This window comes from Leucothrix mucor DSM 2157, from assembly GCF_000419525.1.
Lineage (GTDB): Bacteria > Pseudomonadota > Gammaproteobacteria > Thiotrichales > Thiotrichaceae > Leucothrix > Leucothrix mucor.
In genome coordinates this window covers 5,075,076-5,096,637 of record NZ_ATTE01000001.1, presented here as the reverse complement: position 1 = coordinate 5,096,637, position 21,562 = coordinate 5,075,076, and the positions used below count along the sequence as shown (strand labels likewise).

16 protein-coding genes and 1 pseudogene are annotated in these 21,562 nt (G+C 47.9%); 5 read left to right on the top strand and 12 right to left on the bottom strand.

Translation table 11 applies throughout. The features are described from left to right. The 3 genes and pseudogenes from LEUMU_RS28425 to ettA all read right to left on the bottom strand — a co-directional run. Nucleotides 1–705: hypothetical protein (locus LEUMU_RS28425; protein ID WP_211223056.1), on the bottom strand; the 705-nt coding region annotated here is incomplete at its 3' end. Nucleotides 706–1,194: 489 nt separating this feature from the next. Further along, nucleotides 1,195–1,918 (bottom strand): annotated as a pseudogene (locus tag LEUMU_RS27525) (integrase core domain-containing protein); the annotation flags it as partial. A 201-nt stretch (nt 1,919–2,119) separates the two neighbouring features. Then, complete coding sequence (gene ettA, locus LEUMU_RS0123425) at nt 2,120–3,790, bottom strand: energy-dependent translational throttle protein EttA (RefSeq protein WP_022954737.1); 1,671 nt, start codon at nt 3,788–3,790, stop codon at nt 2,120–2,122. Nucleotides 3,791–3,923: 133 nt separating this feature from the next. Between ettA and LEUMU_RS0123420 the strand changes: the two genes are divergently transcribed. After that, the gene (locus LEUMU_RS0123420; RefSeq protein ID WP_022954736.1) at nt 3,924–4,508 is read left to right on the top strand and encodes an NUDIX domain-containing protein; all 585 of its coding nucleotides are present in this window, start codon (nt 3,924–3,926) and stop codon (nt 4,506–4,508) included. Between the two features lie 8 nt (nt 4,509–4,516). On the opposite strand, the gene LEUMU_RS0123415 is transcribed toward LEUMU_RS0123420, so the two are convergent. After that, nucleotides 4,517–6,784: an arginine/lysine/ornithine decarboxylase gene (locus LEUMU_RS0123415; protein ID WP_026745064.1), complete on the bottom strand. Its 2,268-nt coding sequence runs from the start codon at nt 6,782–6,784 to the stop codon at nt 4,517–4,519. Between the two features lie 185 nt (nt 6,785–6,969). On the opposite strand from LEUMU_RS0123415, the gene LEUMU_RS0123410 reads away from it, so the two are divergent. Next, nucleotides 6,970–8,265 carry a DEAD/DEAH box helicase gene (locus LEUMU_RS0123410; protein WP_022954734.1) on the top strand — a complete coding sequence of 432 codons (1,296 nt, stop codon included), beginning with the start codon at nt 6,970–6,972 and terminating at the stop codon, nt 8,263–8,265. An 86-nt stretch (nt 8,266–8,351) separates the two neighbouring features. Here the strand turns inward: LEUMU_RS0123410 and LEUMU_RS0123405 are convergent, their stop codons facing one another. Next, the gene (locus LEUMU_RS0123405; protein ID WP_022954733.1) at nt 8,352–9,296 is read right to left on the bottom strand and encodes an ornithine cyclodeaminase family protein; all 945 of its coding nucleotides are present in this window, start codon (nt 9,294–9,296) and stop codon (nt 8,352–8,354) included. 138 nt (nt 9,297–9,434) lie between these two features. On the opposite strand from LEUMU_RS0123405, the gene hglS reads away from it, so the two are divergent. From hglS to LEUMU_RS28415, 3 genes are all read left to right on the top strand, one after another. Further along, nucleotides 9,435–10,904 (top strand): 2-oxoadipate dioxygenase/decarboxylase HglS, encoded by a 1,470-nt coding sequence (hglS, locus tag LEUMU_RS0123400; RefSeq protein WP_022954732.1) that lies wholly within the window; start codon nt 9,435–9,437, stop codon nt 10,902–10,904. A 73-nt stretch (nt 10,905–10,977) separates the two neighbouring features. Next, nucleotides 10,978–11,847 (top strand): 1-acyl-sn-glycerol-3-phosphate acyltransferase, encoded by an 870-nt coding sequence (locus tag LEUMU_RS28420; RefSeq protein ID WP_022954731.1) that lies wholly within the window; start codon nt 10,978–10,980, stop codon nt 11,845–11,847. 729 nt (nt 11,848–12,576) lie between these two features. After that, nucleotides 12,577–13,155, top strand: coding sequence for a dimethylamine monooxygenase subunit DmmA family protein (locus LEUMU_RS28415; protein WP_022954730.1), 579 nt, complete (start codon nt 12,577–12,579; stop codon nt 13,153–13,155). 139 nt (nt 13,156–13,294) lie between these two features. On the opposite strand, the gene LEUMU_RS0123385 is transcribed toward LEUMU_RS28415, so the two are convergent. The 7 genes from LEUMU_RS0123385 to LEUMU_RS0123355 all read right to left on the bottom strand — a co-directional run bounded on the left by LEUMU_RS0123385 (nt 13,295) and on the right by LEUMU_RS0123355 (nt 21,531). Further along, nucleotides 13,295–13,981 carry a polyamine aminopropyltransferase gene (locus LEUMU_RS0123385; RefSeq protein WP_022954729.1) on the bottom strand — a complete coding sequence of 229 codons (687 nt, stop codon included), beginning with the start codon at nt 13,979–13,981 and terminating at the stop codon, nt 13,295–13,297. A gap of 262 nt (nt 13,982–14,243) precedes the next feature. Continuing rightward, complete coding sequence (locus LEUMU_RS0123380; protein WP_022954728.1) at nt 14,244–15,218, bottom strand: ABC transporter permease; 975 nt, start codon at nt 15,216–15,218, stop codon at nt 14,244–14,246. Beyond that, on the bottom strand, nt 15,215–16,339 hold the full coding sequence (locus LEUMU_RS0123375) for an ABC transporter permease (protein ID WP_022954727.1): 1,125 nt from the start codon (nt 16,337–16,339) through the stop codon (nt 15,215–15,217). Before LEUMU_RS0123375 ends, LEUMU_RS0123380 begins: the two co-directional genes overlap by 4 nt. Next, the gene (locus tag LEUMU_RS0123370) at nt 16,336–17,862 is read right to left on the bottom strand and encodes an ABC transporter ATP-binding protein (RefSeq protein ID WP_245570712.1); all 1,527 of its coding nucleotides are present in this window, start codon (nt 17,860–17,862) and stop codon (nt 16,336–16,338) included. The genes LEUMU_RS0123375 and LEUMU_RS0123370 overlap by 4 nt, the downstream gene beginning before the upstream one ends. A 119-nt stretch (nt 17,863–17,981) precedes the next feature. After that, nucleotides 17,982–18,974, bottom strand: a complete 993-nt coding sequence (locus tag LEUMU_RS0123365) for a BMP family lipoprotein (RefSeq protein WP_022954725.1) — start codon at nt 18,972–18,974, stop codon at nt 17,982–17,984. Nucleotides 18,975–19,092: 118 nt separating this feature from the next. Continuing rightward, nucleotides 19,093–20,016, bottom strand: a complete 924-nt coding sequence (locus LEUMU_RS0123360; protein WP_022954724.1) for a DMT family transporter — start codon at nt 20,014–20,016, stop codon at nt 19,093–19,095. Between the two features lie 24 nt (nt 20,017–20,040). Next, nucleotides 20,041–21,531, bottom strand: a complete 1,491-nt coding sequence (locus LEUMU_RS0123355; RefSeq protein ID WP_022954723.1) for a RimK family protein — start codon at nt 21,529–21,531, stop codon at nt 20,041–20,043. Between the last annotated feature and the right edge of the window lie 31 nt (nt 21,532–21,562).

Sequence of the window (21,562 nt, the reverse complement as noted above, 5' to 3'; positions counted from 1 at the left end):
CTTCTCTTCCTTCTCTTCCTTCTCTTCCTTCTCTTCCTTCTCTTCCTTCTCTTCCTTCTCTTCCTTCTCTTCCTTCTCTTCCTTCTCTTCCTTCTCTTCCTTCTCTTCCTTCAAGTATATTGGCAAGTCAACATCATAAGTCGAATTCCCAGTTTGATTTAAAACACCAAAGACGTCTAATGCAGGAAGAGATGCTTTTTCCACAGAAGTAGGCTCAATACCCCACAAAACAAGTAAGCGATTTTCAGCTGTCAGCTTAAAAAGTCCTGACGGCTTATAAATTCTATACGCTTCTGGAAATATACGAGGATCCGGAAGAACAAACCCCTTAGCAATAGCTCGTTGTTCTTTTGGCAAAGTGGAGTCGTTTTGTAATTCTACAAAGTTTTCTACAGCTTCTTTGAATTCGTCAAAAAGAGGCTTTGGATAGAAGGGGAAGTTAACAGGTGTACTTCGTGACAATATGTCTTCATTATTTGAATCGTAAAAACTAAACTGAACAAACCGTTTGTTAACATTGAAGTCAACGGGTCTAGCAAGGTACCGCCCCAAAGAAGCTTTAGAATTTAGTAGAATAAATTGCGAGGATTCGGAACTTAGCACTTGATCTTTGATAGCCGGAGATTCAAGAGCCCGTACACTTTCAAAATCAACTTCTATACCTTTGTACTCAATTATTTTGTAACATTTAGTATTTATTGTCACCAGACGCCCCACAGTACATGCATTTACAGGTCTATTAACATGATCCTAACACAGCATGTCTTGAAATCCATCTAAATCGATTTTACTAAGTATCATTTTTTTTAAGCCAGAAAAAACCATCAAGCATATTAGTTTTAGCGGCAGATTCATCAACATTCTGTACATTGAATCACTGAATAATGACATTAGAAAACAACTAGGTAATGCTCAAAACTCTCTATCAATCCTCCAAACTAACTCAAAACAGGATGACACATGACAGACAAAATTAATTTCGACATGAAAGCCACCCTTAAGACCCTTCTCAAATGTCGTGACCTTGGTGATAAAGATGAGATTCTGACTCCTGGTCAATCCGAATCATGCGCTCTGTCGTTTGGCTTATCAGATAGATTGGGCGCAGCTGGAGAAGCATATTGCACCTCATTTTAGTTGTACTAGCTCAGACTTGATCTGACAGTTACCCGTCTTTTACAGGTGTCTGTCAGGTTAGATTTGAGCTAAGTTCTTTTCAACCCAAATCGTTTTTCCATCAAGCAATGTCTCTATGGGGGGTTCGCCCTAAGCACATTTTACCCTGATGGGTTCAGTCATTGTTATAGTAGCTGATCCATTCGTCCAGATCTTTTTGTAGCGCCTCTATCGAATCATACAACTTTTTCCTGAAAGTGATCTGGTAAAACTCATTCAGAATCGTTTTGTGGAAGCGTTCACAAATGCCATTAGTCTGCGGCGACATCGCCTTAGTTTTGGTGTGAGCCAGATACAACTGATAGTCATGCTGGTCGATGCGACCGCAGTACTCAGTCCCTCTATCGGTCAGTATTCTTAGCATGGGCAACTCATACTGCTCGAAGAACGGTAAGACTTTATCATTCAGCATATCGGCCGCCGTGATCGGCGTTTTCGTTGTATACAGCTTCGCAAAGGCGACTTTGCTATACGTATCCACGAATGTCTACTGGTAAATACGACCAACGCCCTTGAGGTTGCCAACATAAAAGGTATCTTGCGATCCCAGGTAGCCGGGATGAGCCGTTTCTATCTCACCACAGTCCTCATCATCGTGCTGTTTCTTTTCCAACGCAGCGACCTGAGCATCATTTAAAATAATCCCTTCCTGCGCGACTTTTGCTTCCAGCGCTTTGAGGCGTTTTTTAAAGTTCTCCAGGTTATGACGGACCCAAATGGAGCGCACAAGACTTGCCAACACTATACGGAATTCATCAAGACCAAATAATGACTATTTTTTTCAATTATAGATCATGACTACCATATATGACTGAGATACCACTTAGGAACGAGGCAGACAGTAGCAAAATCCAAGGATACTTCACCCCTGAACTTTGCCACTCACCAACCCATATCAAACACCCATGTCTTCCACACACACCTTTCAACGTATCGGGATGTATCAGGCCGTTTTTAGCTTCTTATACTTAATCCGCTCAGGGTTCAGCTCTTTGTTTCCGTGACGACGCTTATAGTCCTCTTCATAGTCACTATAGTTACCCTCAAACCACACCGCTTGCGAGTCACCTTCAAACGCCAGAATATGAGTCGCAATTCGATCTAAGAACCAGCGATCATGCGAGATAACGACCGCACAACCGGGGAAGTTCAACAGTGCTTCTTCCAGTGCGCGCAAGGTTTCCACATCAAGGTCATTGGTCGGCTCATCGAGCAGCATTAAGTTGCCGCCGGATTTAAGCAGTTTCGCCAAATGCACTCGGTTACGTTCACCACCGGACAGGTCGCCAACGCGTTTCTGTTGAGAGTCACCCTTAAAGTTGAAACGTCCGCAATAAGCACGGGACGAGATCTGATAACCGCCTACGGTGATGACCTCTTGGCCATCGGCAATTTCTTCCCAGACCGATCGATCATCAGCAAGCGAGTCGCGTGATTGATCGACATAACCAATCTGCACACTTTCACCGACGATAAACTCACCTTTATCCGGCGTTTCTTCACCGGTAATCATACGAAATAGCGTGGTTTTACCCGCACCATTAGGTCCGATAATCCCGACGATGCCACCACGGGGTAGATTGAAGTTGAGGTCTTCATACAACACCCGATCACCAAACGATTTACTAATGCCTTTGGCTTCAATCACCAAATCACCCAGACGTGGGCCGGGCGCAATGTAAATCTCATTGGTTTCTGAGCGAGCCTGATAATCGCTGGAAGACAATTCTTCGAAGCGTTGCATACGCGCTTTGCTTTTCGCCTGACGTCCCTTAGGATTTGAGCGCACCCATTCCAGTTCTTCTTTGATGGCTTTGAGGCGACCTTGCTCGGATTTCTTTTCCAGCGTGAGGCGCGTTTCCTTTTGATCAAGCCAAGAGGAATAATTGCCTTCCCACGGAATACCTTGTCCGCGATCTAGTTCCAGAATCCAGCCAGCTACATTATCCAAGAAATAACGATCATGCGTTACCGCAACCACCGTACCCGCGAAGTCCTGTAGGAAGCGCTCCAACCACGCCACTGACTCTGCATCAAGGTGGTTGGTTGGCTCATCGAGAATCAACATATCAGGCGATGACAATAACAATCGGCACAGCGCAACACGGCGCTTCTCACCACCCGATAGCGTGCTGACATCAGCATCCCAAGGCGGTAGACGTAAAGCATCCGCTGCGACTTCAAGCGTATGCTCAAGGTTTTGCACATCAGATGCTTGTAGGATATTTTCCAGACGGCCCTGCTCAGCAGCCAGTGCATCAAAATCTGCATCAGGCTCAGCATAAGCCGCGTAAACCGCATCCAGCTTTGCCTGTGCTTCTAAGATCACCGCTAAGCCTTCTTCAACATTTCCCCGCACGTCTTTGTCGGGGTTTAGCTGTGGCTCCTGTGCCAGATAACCGATGTTAATACCGGGTTGTGGGCGAGCCTCACCGATGATGTCGGTGTCCAGTCCCGCCATAATGCGCAGCAAAGTCGACTTACCCGCGCCGTTATAACCGAGCACACCAATTTTGGCACCGGGGAAAAAGTTAAGGTAGATGTCTTTGAGGATGTGCTTACCGGGTGGGACAACTTTGCCCACCCCATTCATTGTGTAAATGTATTGGGCCATTTGCAGCGTACTTCCTGTTATGAATATGAACAAGATTATGCCGTATCGCGGTGGTGGTTCCTAGTGCGCTCTAGGATAGTCCTTCAAACAGCGGAAGCTTTGCATCCCTCAAGCTTCATGCCACAATTACTGCATGAAATTTAAAATCCTCGAAAAACAGACACCCTTTAAGCGCTTCTTTCAGATTGATATTTACCAGTTTCAGCATGAGTTATATGCCGGCGGCTGGTCAAATACTGTCACGCGGGAAGTTTTTGAACGTGGCCGTGCCGTGGCCGTGTTATTGCACGATCCGGTAGCCGATACGCTATTAATGGTTGAGCAATTCCGCCCCGGTGCCATTAAAGATCCCGATGGGCCGTGGATGCTGGAAATTGTAGCTGGAATGGTCGAGGAAGGCGAAGAAGATCAGGACGTGGCGCGCCGTGAAGCGATGGAAGAAGCCAATTGCGAAGTGACGGACATGGAGTTCATTATGGACTACTACCCTAGCGCAGGCGGCTCAACCGAGTTGATTGCCCTGTATTACGCGGCGGTGGATTTATCGAATATTAAAACGGGCATTCATGGACTGGATACCGAAAACGAGGATATTCGTACCTCGATTGTGCCACGTGAAACCGCGATGCAGTATTTGAAACAAGGCAAGATTAAAGCCTCATTAGCGATTATTGCCTTGCAATGGCTGGCGCTGGAAAAGCCCAACGCCAACACATAAGTCAGTGATTATTGCTCGACGCAGTCCACATAGTAGCGATTAACACCATCAATCTCTTCAACGCCTAAGCCGTGTACATCGGTTTCAAAGCCTGGGAATTTCTCATTAAATACGCGTGAGAATTTCAGGTAATCCACGATAATCTTATTGAAGCGCTCACCGGGAATCAGCAATGGAATGCCCGGTGGGTATGGCGTCACTAAGCTGGCGGTAATGCGTCCTTCCAACTGATCAACCGCAACGCGCTCAATCTTGCGATGCGTCATCATGGCGAAGGCATCGGCTGGTTTCATGGCACATTCCATATCCGACAGATACATTTCAGTGGTTAAGCGCGCCACATCATTTTCGGCATAGAAAGCATGCAGCTGATCACATAAGTCACGCAGGCCCATTTTTTCATAACGTGGATTGCGACCAACAAACTCGGGCAGCACACGCCACAAAGGCTGGTTCTTATCAAAGTCATCTTTAAACTGTTGCAGTGCCGTTAACAGCGTATTCCAGCGCCCTTTGGTGATACCGATGGTGAACATCACGAAGAAGCTGTAAAGCCCGCACTTTTCAACGATAACGCCATGCTCCGATAAGTAGCGTGTAACGATCGCTGCCGGAATACCAACGTCTTCGCTAAAGGCACCATCCACATCCAAGCCTGGGGTGATAATGGTTGCCTTAACCGGGTCCAGCATATTAAAGCCGTCGGCCAGATCACCAAAGCCATGCCAGCGGTCATTCGGTTTCAGCATCCACACATCGCGCTCGCCGATGGTTTCTTCATCCACGACTTTTGGACCCCACACGGAGAACCACCAAGAGTCTCCATATTCCTCATCCACTTTGCTCATTGCACGGCGGAAATGTAAGGATTCTGAAATCGACTCTTCAACCAATGCGGTACCCGCTGGCGCTTCCATCATCGAGGCAGCCACATCACAGCTGGCAATAATCGCGTACTGCGGGCTGGTGGAGCTGTGCATCAAATAGGCTTCATTGAAGATATTCAAATCCAGCTTAGTCTCTTTGGCATCCTGCACCAAAATTTGTGAGGCTTGCGACAAACCCGCAAGCAGCTTGTGAGTTGATTGCGTGGCGAAAACCATGGACTTATCAGTACGGCCACCATCGCGCGACATAGCATGCATGCCTTTGTAGAACGGGTGGAACGTCGCATGTGGCAACCATGCTTCATCAAATAGCAAGTTAGCAACCCAGCCATCCAAGCGCTCTTTGATCATGCCGGTATTGTAAATGACACCATCATAGGTACTTTGAGTCAGCGTTAGAATACGTGGGTTAGTGCCCAGCTTGCTGGCAATCGGATGCGCGGCAATCTTCGCTTCAATCGCTTCACGCTCAAAAGACGCCAGTGGAATTGGGCCGATAATGCCGTAATGGTTACGCGTTGGGGTTAAAAATACCGGAATGGCACCAATCATGGTGATCGCATGCAAAATCGACTTATGGCAGTTACGGTCAACGACGACGATGTCATTATCCGCAACACACGAGTGCCAAACCATCTTGTTAGAAGTCGAGGTACCGTTAGTAACAAAGTACAGGTGATCCACATCAAAAATACGCGCGGCATTACGCTCAGAGGCTGCAACAGGGCCGGTGTGATCCAGTAACTGACCTAACTCATCCACCGCATTACACACATCGGCACGCAGTAAGTTTTCACCAAAGAACTGGTGGAACATTTGGCCAACGGGGGATTTTAGAAATGCCACACCACCAGAATGCCCCGGGCAATGCCAAGAGTAGGAGCCATCGGCGGCGTAGTTAGTCAGTGCGCGGAAAAATGGCGGTGCCAGACTATCCAGATACGACTTCGCTTCACGCAGGATATAACGCGCCACAAAGTCTGGCGTGTCTTCAAACATATGAATAAAGCCGTTCAATTCCCGCAAAATATCATTGGGAAGGTGGCGGGCTGTACGGGTTTCACCATGCAGGAAAATCGGGATTTCCGCATTGCGCCAGCGGATTTCTTCAACAAAGGCCCGCAAGGAGCGAATCACTTGAGGCTCGGTCTTACCATTTTCATCCGCTTCGCTGGCGGCTGCGAACTCTTCATCATCAATTGCCAGAATAAATGCGCAGGCGCGGCTTTGTTGTTGGGCAAAGGTTGAGAGGTCGCCATAGCTGGTTACACCCAGTACTTCAGTGCCATTTGCTTCAATAGCGTCGGCCAGTGCGCGGATACCTAAACCCGAGGTGTTCTCGGAACGAAAATCTTCATCAATAATAACGACAGGAAAACGAAACCGCATAATAGAAATAGCCTCAGGCATGGTAAGAATAGCCTTGATAATACTATGCTTACGCGCGAACTGTTAACAAAACTAACCCGCACAGTACACAAAGCATTGATGGTACTTAAGCTATAGATCCTGTAAGCTTCAGGCCCGCTGATTATGGCGACATACACTTATTACGCAGTAAAAAGAGAAAAAATATGAGCTTTGCCTCACTGGGCTTATCTGCCCCTATCCTTGAAGCCGTTAAGGAACAAGGATACGACACACCTTCACCGATCCAAGAAAAAGCCATCCCACTCGTACTTTCAGGTAGGGATGTTATGGCTGCGGCTCAAACCGGAACCGGAAAAACTGCAGGTTTTACCCTGCCTTTATTAGAAATTCTTTCAACTGGTGAGCGTGCCAAGCCTAATCAAATACGCGCACTGGTGTTGACTCCAACGCGTGAGCTAGCCGCTCAGGTTGGCGATAGCGTTGAAACATACGGCAAAAACTTGCCATTACGCTCTGCCGTGGTATTCGGTGGCGTAAAAATTAATCCTCAAATGATGAAGCTGCGCAAAGGCGTGGATATCTTGGTGGCAACACCGGGCCGTTTGCTGGATTTGTACAACCAAAATGCAGTTCGCTTTAATCAGGTAGAAGTCCTGATCTTAGATGAAGCCGATCGCATGTTGGATATGGGATTCATTCACGACATTCGTAAAATTCTGTCGTTTATGCCTAAAGAGCGTCAGAACCTGATGTTCTCCGCAACCTTCTCTGATTCTATTCGCAGCTTGGCTAAAAGCATTGTGAATGACCCCGTTGAGATTTCGGTTAGCCCACGCAATACAACAGCTAAAGCGGTTGAGCAGTACATTTGCCCGGTCGATAAGAGCAAGAAGTCTCCATTACTGGCGAATCTGATTAAAGAAAACCAATGGCATCAAGTGTTGGTATTCTCTAAGACTAAGCACGGTGCAAACCGCTTGGCTAAGCAATTAGATGCAGCTGGCATTCCGGCAACGGCGATCCACGGCAATAAGAGCCAAGGCGCGCGTACTAAAGCACTGGCTGACTTTAAAGCTGGCGCAGTGCAAACACTGGTGGCGACGGATATTGCTGCACGTGGTATCGATATTATCGATCTGCCGTATGTGGTGAATTTCGACCTGCCTAACGTGCCGGAAGATTATGTGCATCGCATCGGTCGTACCGGTCGCGCTGGCGCATCTGGTTTGGCAGTGTCTTTAGTCTCTGCAGATGAAATTAATCTGTTGCAAGATATTGAGAAACTGATCAATACCGAACTGGAACGCAAACTGATTGATGGCTTTGAGCCAACTCATGACGTTCCACCTTCCCGCTTTGGCGAGAAGCAGCAACGTCCGAGAAAGCCGAAGAAGCCAGGTGGCTCAGGCAACCGCGATATTCCTCGTGGTGACAAGCCTGCCAGACGCCGTCGCCCTAAGCCAAAAAGCACTACTGGTGCTAGTAGCGGAAATCGCTAATCCGGCTTAATGCACGACATCTGAACCTGCTCCCAATCAATTGGGAAGCAGGTTTTTTTTGGTCTGGGATTTAGCCTAGCAGGCGCTTAAATTTCGGTGCCCACGTTTTGAGCTTTGGCGCTTTCATACGCTAAAGTTGCCAAGGCTAAATCACCTAATGGCACGGCTCTAAACATAAATGCCGTGCGCTCTTTGGATGACTCCCGCCCGCTCACATCGCCGCACAACAAGCCATTCACATCGCCATTCACCAGCTCAGGGTTCACCAGAGGCTGAGGCATTGCGGCTTCCTGCTGCAAGTCATCCACCAAAATTCGATCGAATATGGATAAGCTCTCTGGCATCCATGGGATTCCTAAATCAACCGAACACACAAATGCGCCCTCAGCAATCCAAGCTGCATCAATAAAGGGCTCAACTTTGGTGGTTAATGGGATTGAGGAAACCACTAAATCGGCACCGGTAACCGCTTGCTCTGCACTCTCACAATCGACCGCTGTTAAGCCCATCGACTCGACTTTAGCGATCAATGCCTGACGGTTCTTTAAGCCGCGGCCAAGTAGACGCACTTCGCGCAATGGGAACATTTCAGAGAATAGTTGCAAGTGGCTAAAGGCTTGGACGCCGCAGCCAATAAACGTTAGCACTGAGGAGTCTGGGTTTGCCATGCGCCTTGCAGCGACTGCACTGGCTGCTGCGGTACGAATTGCCGTAATCCAGTTGCCATCCATTACCGCGTCCGGTAGACCCGTTTGGCTATTGAGCAAGGTGATCGTGGCATTGATTGCATCCAAACCCTGTTCGCTGTTTTTTTGATTCACCACCAGCGCCTTAACCGCCATGTAAGGCGGGTTGTCGGTTGCCGAGAGGGTTGCCATTAGATAACGGCTGTCTGCCGTGCTGATCGCCGCTTTAGGCGCTGAGTACACATTGCCCTGACCTTGCTCACGAATCAGCTGCTCTAGTTTATTCAGCATGGCATCTGTTGAGATATCCAGTGATTCCAGTGTTTGCTTTGACAGGTACAGCATGGTCTGTGGCTCCAGTTAGATGACAATAGTGGCCGTCATTAAAGCACCATCGCTACTATGCCACAAGCAGCCATCATTCCGATTACTCATGGGAAGCTACCGAGATATCACTTTCCAGCGAGCGGCACATAGGCTTTAATGAATGCACTATTTTTCGCCGTTCCGGAGCCGCAGCGCATGAGCAGCACAGCCTTTGTTTCACCCGACCAGATTCGTAGCCAGTTTTCACAAGCCATGTCGGCGATGTACCGCAAGGAAGTCCCGTTATATGGCGATTTGATTGAATTGGTTGGGGAGGTGAATGCAGCCGTATTGGAGACAAACCCTCAGACGTTGCAGCAGCTTGATCGTGGCGAGTCGCTGGAAGCCTTGAGCGAGGAACGCCACGGCGCGATTCGTTTGGGCAGTGCTGAGGAGTTAAGTACCATGCGCCGCCTGTTTGCGGTGATGGGCATGTATCCCGTGGGTTATTATGATCTGACGGAAGCTGGCATTCCGGTACACTCAACCGCTTTTCGTCCGCTGTCGATGGAAGCGCTTCGGGCCAATCCATTTCGGGTATTTACCTCGCTGCTGTGTACTGACCTGATTAGTGATCCAGCGCTTCGTGAACAGGCTGAGTCTGTTATTGGCAGTCGCCAGATTTTCACACCACATGCACTAACGCTGATCGAGCGCTTTGAGCAAGATGGCGGCCTGAGCGAATCGGATGCTGCAAGCTTTGTCACCGAATCACTGGAGACCTTCCGCTGGCACTCTGAGGCATTGGTGGATAGTGATACCTACCAGCAACTCCATGATAGTCATCGCTTGATTGCCGATATTGTCTCGTTTAAAGGCCCGCACATTAATCACCTGACGCCGCGTACCTTAGATATTGATATGGCGCAGGAAAAAATGATCGCGGCTAATATGTCGGCTAAAGCCATTATCGAAGGCCCTCCGACTCGGCAGCACCCTATTTTACTGCGCCAAACCAGCTTTAAAGCGTTGCAAGAAACGGTCGCGTTTAAACAAACGGATGGCGAGAGTAAAACGGGTGCGCATACCGCACGCTTTGGTGAAATCGAACAGCGTGGCATGGCGCTGACACCCAAAGGCCGTGAGCTTTATGATCGATTGCTGGATGATGTGCGCTTGCAAGTGCCACATCCTGAGTCAAATCCCGCAGGCTATCAGCAAGTACTAGTTTCGGTATTTAGCGAGTTTCCGGATGATATTGAAACCCTGCGCAAACAAGAACTCGCTTACTTTGAATACCATGCTGGCACTGGCCTACCAGAAACCACCAATTCACTATTAACGCTGATGTGTGAGCAATCCCCAGACTTATTGGATAACTTAAAACAAGGTGAGTTATCAACAGAGATTGATGGCTTGATTGCATTGGGCTTAGTGACTGCATTGCCGATTACCTACGAAGATTTTCTACCGGTCAGTGCTGCGGGAATTTTTCAATCAAACCTCGGACAAGAAGCCGCTCAGGATTTCACCCAAAGCGCCAATCAAACGAGCTTTGAGCAAGCCTTAGGAACGAGCGTTTCAGACCCATTTGAGTGGTATGAGAATGTGCAACAAAACTCGCTAAAACAATTAGCTAGAAAGTAATTTCAGTCACCTGCGAGACAGCTAGTGTGTGATATAATTCACCAGCAACCTAATCGTGGTGGAATAAATACTTATGGCTAAAAACACACTAGAAATTCGTGATAAAACAATCTTTGATGGCGTTTTTGTCAAATATTTATTGAAGTTCTTTTTTCGTATCTGGTTTAAATTAACCGGCTGGAAAGCGATGAATTCTGTATCGCCGGGCGCAGGCGTTACTATCGCTGCACCGCATACCTCGAATTGGGATTTTTTCTATGCGCTGGGTGCAGCCATCCTGCTGGATATTAAGATTTATTTCTCAATCAAAGACAGTTGGTGCCGCCCTCCGGTCATCGGCAGCTTTATCATGTGGCTCGGTGCGATTCCGATTAACCGCACTGCGGGTTCCAAAGGCCAGGTTGAGCAAATCAAAGCCTTTGTCGATAAGCATAAAGACAGCCATATTTTCTTCCTATTCACTCCGGAAGGCACGCGCGGCAAAACACAGAGCTGGAAAACAGGCTTTTATCACGTCGCCGAAGATACTGGCTTACCAATCTTCTTAGCCAAGGTGGACTACCAGCTTAAAGAGTCTGGCGTATTCCACAGCTATCAGCTTACCGGTAATAAAGAGGAAGATATCCATGCCATTCAAGAGTCTTACACGACGATTTATGGCAAATTTCCAAATGACCAGTTTCCAGCGTATGTTGGGCCATTGCCTGAAATATCCGCAGAAGAAGCGGCGATCATGCGTGCGCTATATTCACTTAAAGGAAAAGCCACTCAAGTGGATCTCGCGGCTAAAACTAAGCTGGGTGAGCTTTCATCGACGATGTTGGAGTTTTTACTGCAAAAGAATATTGTGCAGCGGTCTGACAAGCACGGCGAACCTACGTATATGCTGACATTTGTGGGCAAAGGGTATTTGCTGCACTTATTTCCTACGCTAGCTCAATAAGCAGCTAGTCAGAGGCACTAACTCTCCAATGCAATACTCTCCAATGCAATACCCACATTGGAGAGGCGCCCTTATCTTAGCAGGGCGGGTACTTTTTTAACCGACTGTACTGCGAACTGATTTTCTTTAATCGATACTCCACAGCGCCGACATACATATTGCGGCGGAGAATGTAAGATTTTCTTCTTTATGAAGCCTCTATGGACTCGCTTTAAATCAAAGCTCTCACACTCCGGGCAATATTGTTGCGAAACAACATTACTATATTCTTCAGACATAATTACGGACTCCCCTGCAATAGTCTAATTTTCCTGCGAACCATCCTCCAACATAGCTATGGCATCATTTATAAATCTGCGACTGACAATCATAAAATATAACATCACTCATGAACCTACGATTGACGACTGTAGAATATAACACTATATACTAATAAAAATGAGATAAATTAATTATATATTAGGACAAATTAGCCAACTAAAAAACATTCCATTATTAAAACCAGTAAATCTTATTCAGTATCAATATCGCTGATAAGCCATGCACTAGTACGATGCAGCCCTCCCTCATCTATGGGCAAAAAAAGTGCAGTAAACTCCCCCAATAACAACCCTCCCCACACCAATAACCTTCCCCCTCCTCAAAAGCACGATTTGGCATACTGCTTGCTTTGTATTTTAGGTGGTAACTAAAACATTCAAAAAAATAATGCTTTTCGGGAGACATCCAATGCAAATTCAAACCATACAAAAGAGCCATAGCCGACCGACCTACAACACTGTCAGACTAGACCGTCAGGCCAAGTGTCATTTGTTTATTTCAGAGGAGGCAAGTCTGGAGTTACTGGAGCCCTTGCTAAGAGCCTGTGAGAAGCACACGAAGCACTCCTTGGTCGTGGCTGACCTGGATATCAGCGCGATCACGACGGATACGTATCAGCTGATCCCCAGAGCCAAAACATCCCATTACGTGACCCGCTTTCTGGCGAAATACAATAATCACTCAACGGTTTATATTGCAGGGACTGAGAGCTTTATTTGGGATATCCAAAAATTGGTCACGCAAGCGGGGTATTCACAACAAAATATCCGGCTGTTGCCACCGATCTCCAATACGCGTCGCGTGATCTGCACACACTGCTTTACGATTATGGACAATATCAACCATGAGCTAATCCATTGCTCTGGCTGTCAGCGTTCGCTGGAAGTTCAGGATCAGTTTTCGGAGTTGCATGGGGCTTATGCAGGCGTACAGGTGAAGAAGAAGGACTCAAAGCCACCTGCTGTGATAGAGAAGGATCTGTTCTAAGCGAATGACACTGAAGCAGAAGCGGATAAGCCGCAATTACCCGAATTGCGTGCATACCCTCTGTATGTCTTATATTTACGTCACAGTATAAAGTCAGTGGCTAGTATAACGATGCCAGCAGCACCGTGGACCTGGAGCCTTAGTCGCGCTGTAATTTCTCAGCAACCCAGATAACATGCTCTTCGCTGCCATCCTCATTTCCGGGCACATTAAACTGCTCCACCATAAATCCGGCACGAATTAATTTACCTTTAAGGCGATCGTCTGCGACTCGCGACCAAATAGCCAGCACGCCCATTGGCTCAAGTGCTTCAAGGCAGGCCTTTAAACCACCAAAGGTATACAGCCAATCATTTTCTTTAAATAGCAGGTCTTCAGGGCCGTTATCGGTATCTAATAAGATCGCATCATAGCGCCCTTTTCGGGAGCGTAAAATCCGCGCAACATCCAATGAATTAACAGTGACTCGCTCGTCTTTTAGCGGGAAGCCTAAAGCCTCACCAACAACCCCCTCGTTCCACTCTACAACTTCAGGCAACCATTCAGCGACTTCAACTTTAGCTTGGAGGTTCAACTGCTTGAGTGCTTCAACCAGCGTAATGGAAAGCCCTAAGCCACCAATCAGTACTTTAGGCTGAAGCCTTTTGCTAATGACTTTACAGGGGAGTTTTGCCAGCTCTTGGCGCGACTTCACATTGACCGAGTTCATCCAGTCTGGGGCGGCCGGATCTGTCGTCAGAGTAAACGTATCACCCAAGGTAAATAAATGTAGGGTACCTTGTTGACGGGGCAGCTCGGCGGTCCCGAGAAGAGTCGCTTCATCCATGCTGTAAACAATCCATTAGAAAAAAGCCTAGCATAGCATGAGATTAGCCATAGGATAAAAACGAAAATGCCGGCTTCCCAGAAGGAAAGCCGGCACTAAAATTATTATAATTATTGTCGTTTTGCGAACACTTATTTTTATGGTTACCTAGAAATTCGCAGCGCCACATCCTTGAGCTTATCCATAAACTTTATGACACGTAATTCTGCAAATCACGGTAACTAAGTGTCCCCAAAAGCTTTTGAGGTTCAAACTATTTACCTTAGCGTTCTTTTACGTAAGGAACGCCACTGGCTTTTGGTGCAACTGCTCGACCAATAAAGCCGGCCAGCAAGATCACTGTGAGCAAGTACGGTAACGCTTCAATAAATTGTACTGGGATCTCACCAATGCCTGCAATCTTAACGCCTTGCAAACGTACTGCCAGTGCATCCAGGAAGCCAAATAGCAGACAAGCAAACATCACCGGTACCGGACGCCACTTACCAAAGATCAGTGCTGCCAGCGCGATAAAGCCTTGCCCTGCCGTCATATCCCGTACGAACTGCGCATTGTGTGCAGTGGAGATATAAGCGCCTGCAATACCACACAGCACACCACAGCAAAGCACCGCTAAGTAGCGCATTTTAGTCACGGAAATACCGGCGGTGTCTACCGCATTTGGATTCTCACCCACCGCTCGTAAGCGCAAACCAAAACGGGTTTTATAAATCACCCAATAGGTAAACGGCACCGCCAAAAACGCAACATACACGAGAATGTTATGACCACTAATCAGCTCTTCGTAGATCTTGCCAATATAAGGCACATCAGCGATGGCTTGCGCACCCGGTAAATCTAATGAGAGAAAACGTGCTTCATTATCCAAACGTGGCGTTTGCCCACCTTGGTTAAACCAGTGCAAGCCCATAATCATCGTCAAGCCAGCGGCTAGGATGTTAATCGCAACGCCGCTAACCACCTGATTACCACGGTGCGTAATACAGGCAAAGCCATGCAGTAACGCCAGCGCCAAGGACACTAAAATCGCAGCGCCTAAGCCTAACCATGCTGAGCCAGTTACAGAAGCGGCTGCTGCAGCTGCGAAGCCACCGGCCAACATCTTACCTTCCAGACTAATATCGACCACACCCGCGCGCTCTGAAAACAAGCCAGCCAAAGCGGCCAGAATCAGCGGCGCAGACACCCGCATCGTGGCATCCAGTGCCAAAATCGCAATATCAAACCACTCATTCATGCTTCCAACTCCCGACGGTTTACACCGCTAACTGACTGGTAGAGCTTCATCAACCAAGGACGATACATAAACTCTAAAGCACCACTAAACAAAATAACCAGACCCTGCATCACCACCACGATATCACGCGTAATATTGGACATTTCAAAGGCCAGCTCAGCACCACCTTGATACAACACACCAAATAACAGCGATGCCAGAATAATACCAACAGGATGATTTCGACCCATCAACGCAACCGCAATTCCTGCAAAGCCATAGCCTAGGTTGAAGTCCAGCAACAGGCGATGATTTACCCCAAGGATTTCATTCACACCCACCATGCCAGCCAGTGCTCCGGAGATGCACATACTCAACACGATAACGCGAGCAGGCTTGATGCCAGCATAGATTGCCGCTGAGGCATTACTACCCGTAGTACGCAGCTGGTAACCCCAGCGTGTGTGCCAGATAAATACCCAAACAAATACCGCCGCTAATAAAGCAAGGAAGATGGATAGATTCAGTGGCGATGCTTCAACTGTAATCCCAAACCACGCCAGTGCTTCATGCATGAAAGGCAGCCAAACAGCCTCCGAGAACTCCGCACTCTGTGGTGACATTTGGCCCGGCTCATTCAGCACATTCACCATCATATAAACCATTAGCGATGAGGCTAAGAAGTTAAACATAATGGTGGTGATAACGATGTGACTACCGCGATACGCCTGCAAGTAAGCTGGAATGTAAGCCCAGGCTGCACCAAACACAGCAGATGCCACAATCGCAATAGGAATAACCAGTAAACCCGGCAACCATTGCGCCAGTAGCAAGCACACTAAACCGGCACCCAAGCCACCGATATACGCCTGCCCTTCCCCACCGATATTAAATAAACCGGCATGGAACGCGACCGCAACCGCTAAGCCAGTAAAAATAAAGTTCGTGGTGTAGTACAGCGTAAAACCAATCCCTTCTTCGTAGCCAAAAGCTCCGTAAATTAGGATTTGAGTTGCTTCAACCGGATCAACACCGATCAGCAAAAATATTCCTGCCGTGGCTGCAAAAGCAGTCACAATATTCAGGAATGGCAATAAAATTGCGTCCATCCAAAATGGCATTTCGTGGCCTTGCTGGCTCATTCCGTTGCCTCCGCCAAGTCGGTATTCGTCATCATTAATCCAAGTGTTCGTTCATCGGCTTCAGAAGCCGCGACTTCACCGGTAATAAAGCCATCACACATCACCAATATCCGATCACTCACCGAAATAATTTCCTCTAGCTCAACCGACACCAGTAACACCGCTTTTCCAGCATCGCGCATTTCGATAACCCGTTTGTGAATAAACTCAATTGCTCCGATATCCACACCACGAGTTGGCTGACCAACCAATAGAATATCCGGATCACGCTCCATCTCACGCGCCAGAATCAGCTTCTGCTGGTTACCACCGGAGAAGTTAGCCGATTTCAGATCAGGATCACGTGGGCGCACATCAAAGGCATCCATCAGTTTGCGGCAGTAGTCACGAACTTTGCTGCGGCTCATAATGAAACGGCCGTTGTATTCTTTGTCATTGTGATAGCCAAGCGCGGCAGATTCATACGCGGCAAAGCTATTGACCATCCCCATCTTATGACGGTCTTCCGGCACATGGGCCAAACCAATCCGACGCATTTTAGACGGGCTCACCGGCTGCTGTTTAGTGACTAGCGTGCCATTGATATCAATGCTACCCTCGCTCACCTTGCAGATGCCTGAGAGCGCTTCTAATAACTCACTCTGGCCATTACCCGAAACACCCGCAATACCCACCACTTCACCGGCACGAATATCAAAGCTGATCTTTTTAACCCGCTCTACGCCTAAGTTATCGCGCACGCTCAAGTTTTTGACCTGAACCAGTGGCTCGCCAACTGTTGCAGTCTCTTTATCAACCTGCAGCAATACCTTGCGCCCGACCATCAACTCAGCAATATCTTCCTTACTGGTATCGGCAGTGTGTCGGTGAGCAACCATTTTACCGGCTCGCATAACTGACACGTTATCGGTAATCGCCATGATTTCCTGCAACTTATGGGTAATCAGGATAATGGTCACACCCTGATCTTTCAGTGCTTGGAAGATACGAAATAGCTCGGTGGTTTCTTGTGGTGTGAGTACACCCGTTGGCTCATCCAAAATCAGGATTTTTGCACCACGGTATAGCGCTTTAAGAATTTCCACCCGCTGCTGCAAACCCACGGATAAGGTCGATACCCGCGCATCCAAATCAACCGATAGGCCATATTCTTTAGCCAGTCGCTTCAGCTCGGTCCGAGCTTGTTCGCGGCCGGCCTTGAGCAGCTTTCCACCTTCGTTACCTAGGGTCACGTTTTCCAGCACGGTAAAGGGGTCGACCAACATAAAATGCTGATGCACCATTCCGATACCGGCGGCTAATGCTTCCCGCGAATTATTAAAGTAATGCGGTTCGCCGAACACCTCGACCTTGCCGCTATCGTATTGATAAAAGCCGTACAAAATACTCATCAGGGTTGATTTGCCCGCGCCATTTTCGCCGACAATCCCGTGGATGGTACCCGCCTCAATCGAGAGGGAGACTTTATCGTTAGCGCGCACTGCGCCAAATCGCTTACTCACATCAGTGAGTTCAATTGCCATGCCTAACTGCATAGAGACTTTTCTGCCCTGATGGTTTTTTACATTAAAAAAGGTGGCTGGACTGGGTCCTGGCCACCTTTATGACTGACTAAATAGACGGTGATAAAATCACCGAGCTATTAATAAGTACAGGTGTTATCACTCATGTAGTCATGAACTTTGATTTCGCCAGAGGAGATCAATTCCTTCAACTCACCCATGCGAGCTTCCATTTCAGGTGTAATCAAATCACGGTTATGCTCGTCCAACGCCCAGTCAACACCGCCCGCTTTCAGATCCATTACCTTAATCTCTGGCTTCCAGTTACCGTCTTTAGCATCAGTGAATGATGCGTAAGCCGCTTCGCCCACTTTCTTAACCATAGAGGTCAACATAGTGCCTGGCTGTAAATGGTTTTGGTTGCTATCAACACCAATGGCGAAGTTGCCTGTGTCTTTAGCCGCTTGGTATACACCAGCACCTGATCCGCCAGCAGCAGCAAAGATTACATCTGCGCCCTTATCGAACTGGCTCTTAGCCAACTCGCCGCCCTTACTTGGGTTGTTAAACGCAGCACCGGTAGAACCGATCATGTTCTGCATCACCTCAGCGTCTTTATTCTGGTACATCGCGCCTTGCTCAAAGCCACAAGCGAAACGACGAATCAACGGAATATCCATTCCACCAATAAAGCCAACTTTAGCACTTTTAGACTTCATTGCCGCCAATGCACCAACCAAGAAAGAGCCTTCGTGCTCAGCAAAGACGACCGACTGAACGTTTGGCTGGTTTACAACCATGTCGATGATTGTAAAACGCGTATCAGGGAATTCCTTAGCCGCAGTTTCAACGGCATTGGCCATTGAGAAACCAACCGCAACAATCGGGTCCGCTTTACGCTTCGCTAATTTACTCAGACCTTGGCCAACCTGTGCTTCGTTTGTTGGCTCAACTTCACGGACTTTAATACCCGTGTCTTTTCCGAACTTCAGAATGCCATTATAAACCGCTTCATTGAAGGACTTATCGTTCTTACCAGCTTTATCATAAATAACCGCTGGAGTTATATCGTCTGCCCACGCATTGGCACACATTAAACCTGCAATCGCCAGCGTTGGAATTAATCGCTTCATGAACTACCTCTAAGAGTCTGTTGTAAATTTAATAAGGAATAGTATATCTATTCATTATTCTTAATATTAGAAATAGCATAAGCCGACCTCAGGTGCAACGATTTCAACCAGCCAAGCGCTAACTTGCCTGACGCGCCCGACGACCAAAGCGTAACTCCGGCATCAGCTGTGAAATCAGCATACCCAACATAATCAGAACGCAACCCATTGCCGCCCGAACGGTTAAAACTTCATCTAAAACCAGCCAGCCCGCAGCGACCGCAAAAACGGCCTCGGCACTTAAAATAATCGCTGCATGTGAAGGTTTGGCTTTTTGCTGCGCCACCACTTGCAGGGTATAACCAATCGCTGTCGACATCAGCGCGGTGTAAAGAATGGCGGGCATGGCCAGCTTAATGCCTTCCCAATCCCATGGCTCAAAGCCAAGACCAATTGCGGTGCTCAGCACCCCACAAAACAGGAACTGCAGTATGGATAACTTCAACGGGTCGTACTGCGGTGCCAGCCAACCAATCACCAAGACATGACCGGTCCAGAAAAAGGCTCCAATTAAGACTAATAGGTCACCATAATCTAAAGACCAGTCAGATTTAATACTTAATAAATATAAACCAATGAGTGCAATAAAGGCCCCCAACCAAATTCCGGGGCCATTATTATGCTTCAGTGCCAGCCCTGCGATTGGCACTAAAACAATGTACAAACTGGTGATAAATCCGGCTTTTCCGGCGGTAGTATAGATTAGCCCTACTTGCTGCAAAGCCGCGCCACCAAACAGAAAACAGCCCGCAATCACGCCACCGATGATTAAACCACGCACCGAATTTGATTTTGGCGAAACCGGTGGTGGCACACCGGCTGCCGTTTGTTTTGCCAATCGCTGACTCAACCAAATACTCAGTGGAATCAGCGCCAAACCACCAATCAGGAAACGGATGCCATTAAACGTGTGTGGCCCAATGTAATCCATCCCCAAACGCTGGGCGACAAAAGCCGAACCCCAGATCGCCGCCGTGAACAGGAGAAAAATATTCGCGTGCATAAAAAACCTATCGTAAATCGTCTATCAGGAACCGGACTTGCGAGTACCGGGATTTTGCTTCAGATCAAGCCGGCGCAAAAACTCAGCCATGACCTTATGGTACAGCTCTTTGCCAATCACTTTATCTTCCACCGTGGTTTCGATACTCGGGTTGTCGTTCACCTCGATCACCACCACGCCTTTGTCAGTTTGCTTCAAGTCAACGCCGTACAAGCCATTACCAATTAAGCCCGCCGCTTTCATGGCGATATCCAACACCTGCTTTGGCACTTCATCCATCGGCAAGGTATCCCATTTGCCTTGTTTGATTTTGCCGCCGCCGTGGTTGATGATCTGCCAATGGCCGCGCGACATATAATAACGACAAGCATACAAAGCCTCGCCATTGAGCACGCCAATGCGCCAGTCAAATTCGGTATAGGTATAGGCCTGCGCCAGAATCAATTCGGAATGCTTAAATAAGGTCGCTGCACCGCTTTGCATTTCTGCGCGATCTTTAACCTTAAACATGCCTCGGGAGAACGAGCCATCGGGCACTTTCAGCACCATTGGGAAGCCTAACTTCTCTTCCGCACGCTCTAATCCACCCTTGCTCACGATCACGCTGGCCGGTGTCGGTACTTTATTAGCCGCTAACAATTCACTCAGGAATATTTTATTCACACAGCGACGAATGGAATCCGGATCATCAATCACCACCAAACCTTCGTTAGCGGCTTTACGCGCAAAACGATACGTGTGATGATTTAACGAAGTCGTCTCACGAATAAACAGCGCATCGTATTCCAGCAAGCGCCCAAAATCCTTTGGCACAATCAGCTCGGCATTGATGTCTAATTTAGCCGCAGCACGAATAAATAATTGCAGCGCCTTATCATCCGACGGCGGCAATTTATCTTCAGGGTTATGCAGAATAGCCAGATCGTAGCGAGCCGTCTTAGCATTGGCACTGGGCTTCCAATGGGTGTTAGAACGCTTCTCTAAAGTCTTAAAGAAGAATGCCAATTGATCAGTGGTCAGGTCTGATATGTTCGCCAATTTCAGCGAATGAATGCGCCAGCGTCCGCCACGCTTAAATTCGACTTGAATTAATGGCGCACGAAAGGCTTCATATAATTTACGCGCCAGCGGTTTGAAGGCTTCATTTTCACAGCTACCGAAGTGCAGCATGATGCTTAGCTTTGCCGCATCTTCATTGCCAGATTGCTGAGCCAGCACTTTATTCACCGTCGCATCCAGATCATCCACGACCGGGCCATACAACGCTTTACGCGTGAGATCCTGCAAGGTACTAACCGATGGCTGCACCCGATGGCCACGCGCTTCTGCCAGCATCGAGGCATAATAGCCCAAGCTCTGATAAGACAGATTGCGGCATAGGTTAATCACCCGTAAATTGCGCTTCTTCAACCAGTCATCGCCGGTCAGATAATCGTTTACCGCAACCACCGGATACTCGGGATAATCCGACTTCCAATGTTTTAAATCATCCACCAACAGTAAATATTCAGGCATCTATTCGCACACTCCATACAACGTGCAATAA

Excerpts from the sequence above, each read along its gene's own strand:
- ettA (WP_022954737.1), bottom strand. The coding sequence starts at position 3,790 with ATGGCCCAATACATTTACACAATGAATGGGGTGGGCAAAGTTGTCCCA.
- LEUMU_RS0123420 (WP_022954736.1), top strand. The coding sequence starts at position 3,924 with ATGAAATTTAAAATCCTCGAAAAACAGACACCCTTTAAGCGCTTCTTT.
- LEUMU_RS0123415 (WP_026745064.1), bottom strand. The coding sequence starts at position 6,784 with ATGCGGTTTCGTTTTCCTGTCGTTATTATTGATGAAGATTTTCGTTCC.
- LEUMU_RS0123410 (WP_022954734.1), top strand. The coding sequence starts at position 6,970 with ATGAGCTTTGCCTCACTGGGCTTATCTGCCCCTATCCTTGAAGCCGTT.
- LEUMU_RS0123405 (WP_022954733.1), bottom strand. The coding sequence starts at position 9,296 with ATGCTGTACCTGTCAAAGCAAACACTGGAATCACTGGATATCTCAACA.
- hglS (WP_022954732.1), top strand. The coding sequence starts at position 9,435 with ATGAATGCACTATTTTTCGCCGTTCCGGAGCCGCAGCGCATGAGCAGC.
- LEUMU_RS28420 (WP_022954731.1), top strand. The coding sequence starts at position 10,978 with ATGGCTAAAAACACACTAGAAATTCGTGATAAAACAATCTTTGATGGC.
- LEUMU_RS28415 (WP_022954730.1), top strand. The coding sequence starts at position 12,577 with ATGCAAATTCAAACCATACAAAAGAGCCATAGCCGACCGACCTACAAC.
- LEUMU_RS0123385 (WP_022954729.1), bottom strand. The coding sequence starts at position 13,981 with ATGGATGAAGCGACTCTTCTCGGGACCGCCGAGCTGCCCCGTCAACAA.
- LEUMU_RS0123380 (WP_022954728.1), bottom strand. The coding sequence starts at position 15,218 with ATGAATGAGTGGTTTGATATTGCGATTTTGGCACTGGATGCCACGATG.
- LEUMU_RS0123375 (WP_022954727.1), bottom strand. The coding sequence starts at position 16,339 with ATGAGCCAGCAAGGCCACGAAATGCCATTTTGGATGGACGCAATTTTA.
- LEUMU_RS0123370 (WP_245570712.1), bottom strand. The coding sequence starts at position 17,862 with ATGGCAATTGAACTCACTGATGTGAGTAAGCGATTTGGCGCAGTGCGC.
- LEUMU_RS0123365 (WP_022954725.1), bottom strand. The coding sequence starts at position 18,974 with ATGAAGCGATTAATTCCAACGCTGGCGATTGCAGGTTTAATGTGTGCC.
- LEUMU_RS0123360 (WP_022954724.1), bottom strand. The coding sequence starts at position 20,016 with ATGCACGCGAATATTTTTCTCCTGTTCACGGCGGCGATCTGGGGTTCG.
- LEUMU_RS0123355 (WP_022954723.1), bottom strand. The coding sequence starts at position 21,531 with ATGCCTGAATATTTACTGTTGGTGGATGATTTAAAACATTGGAAGTCG.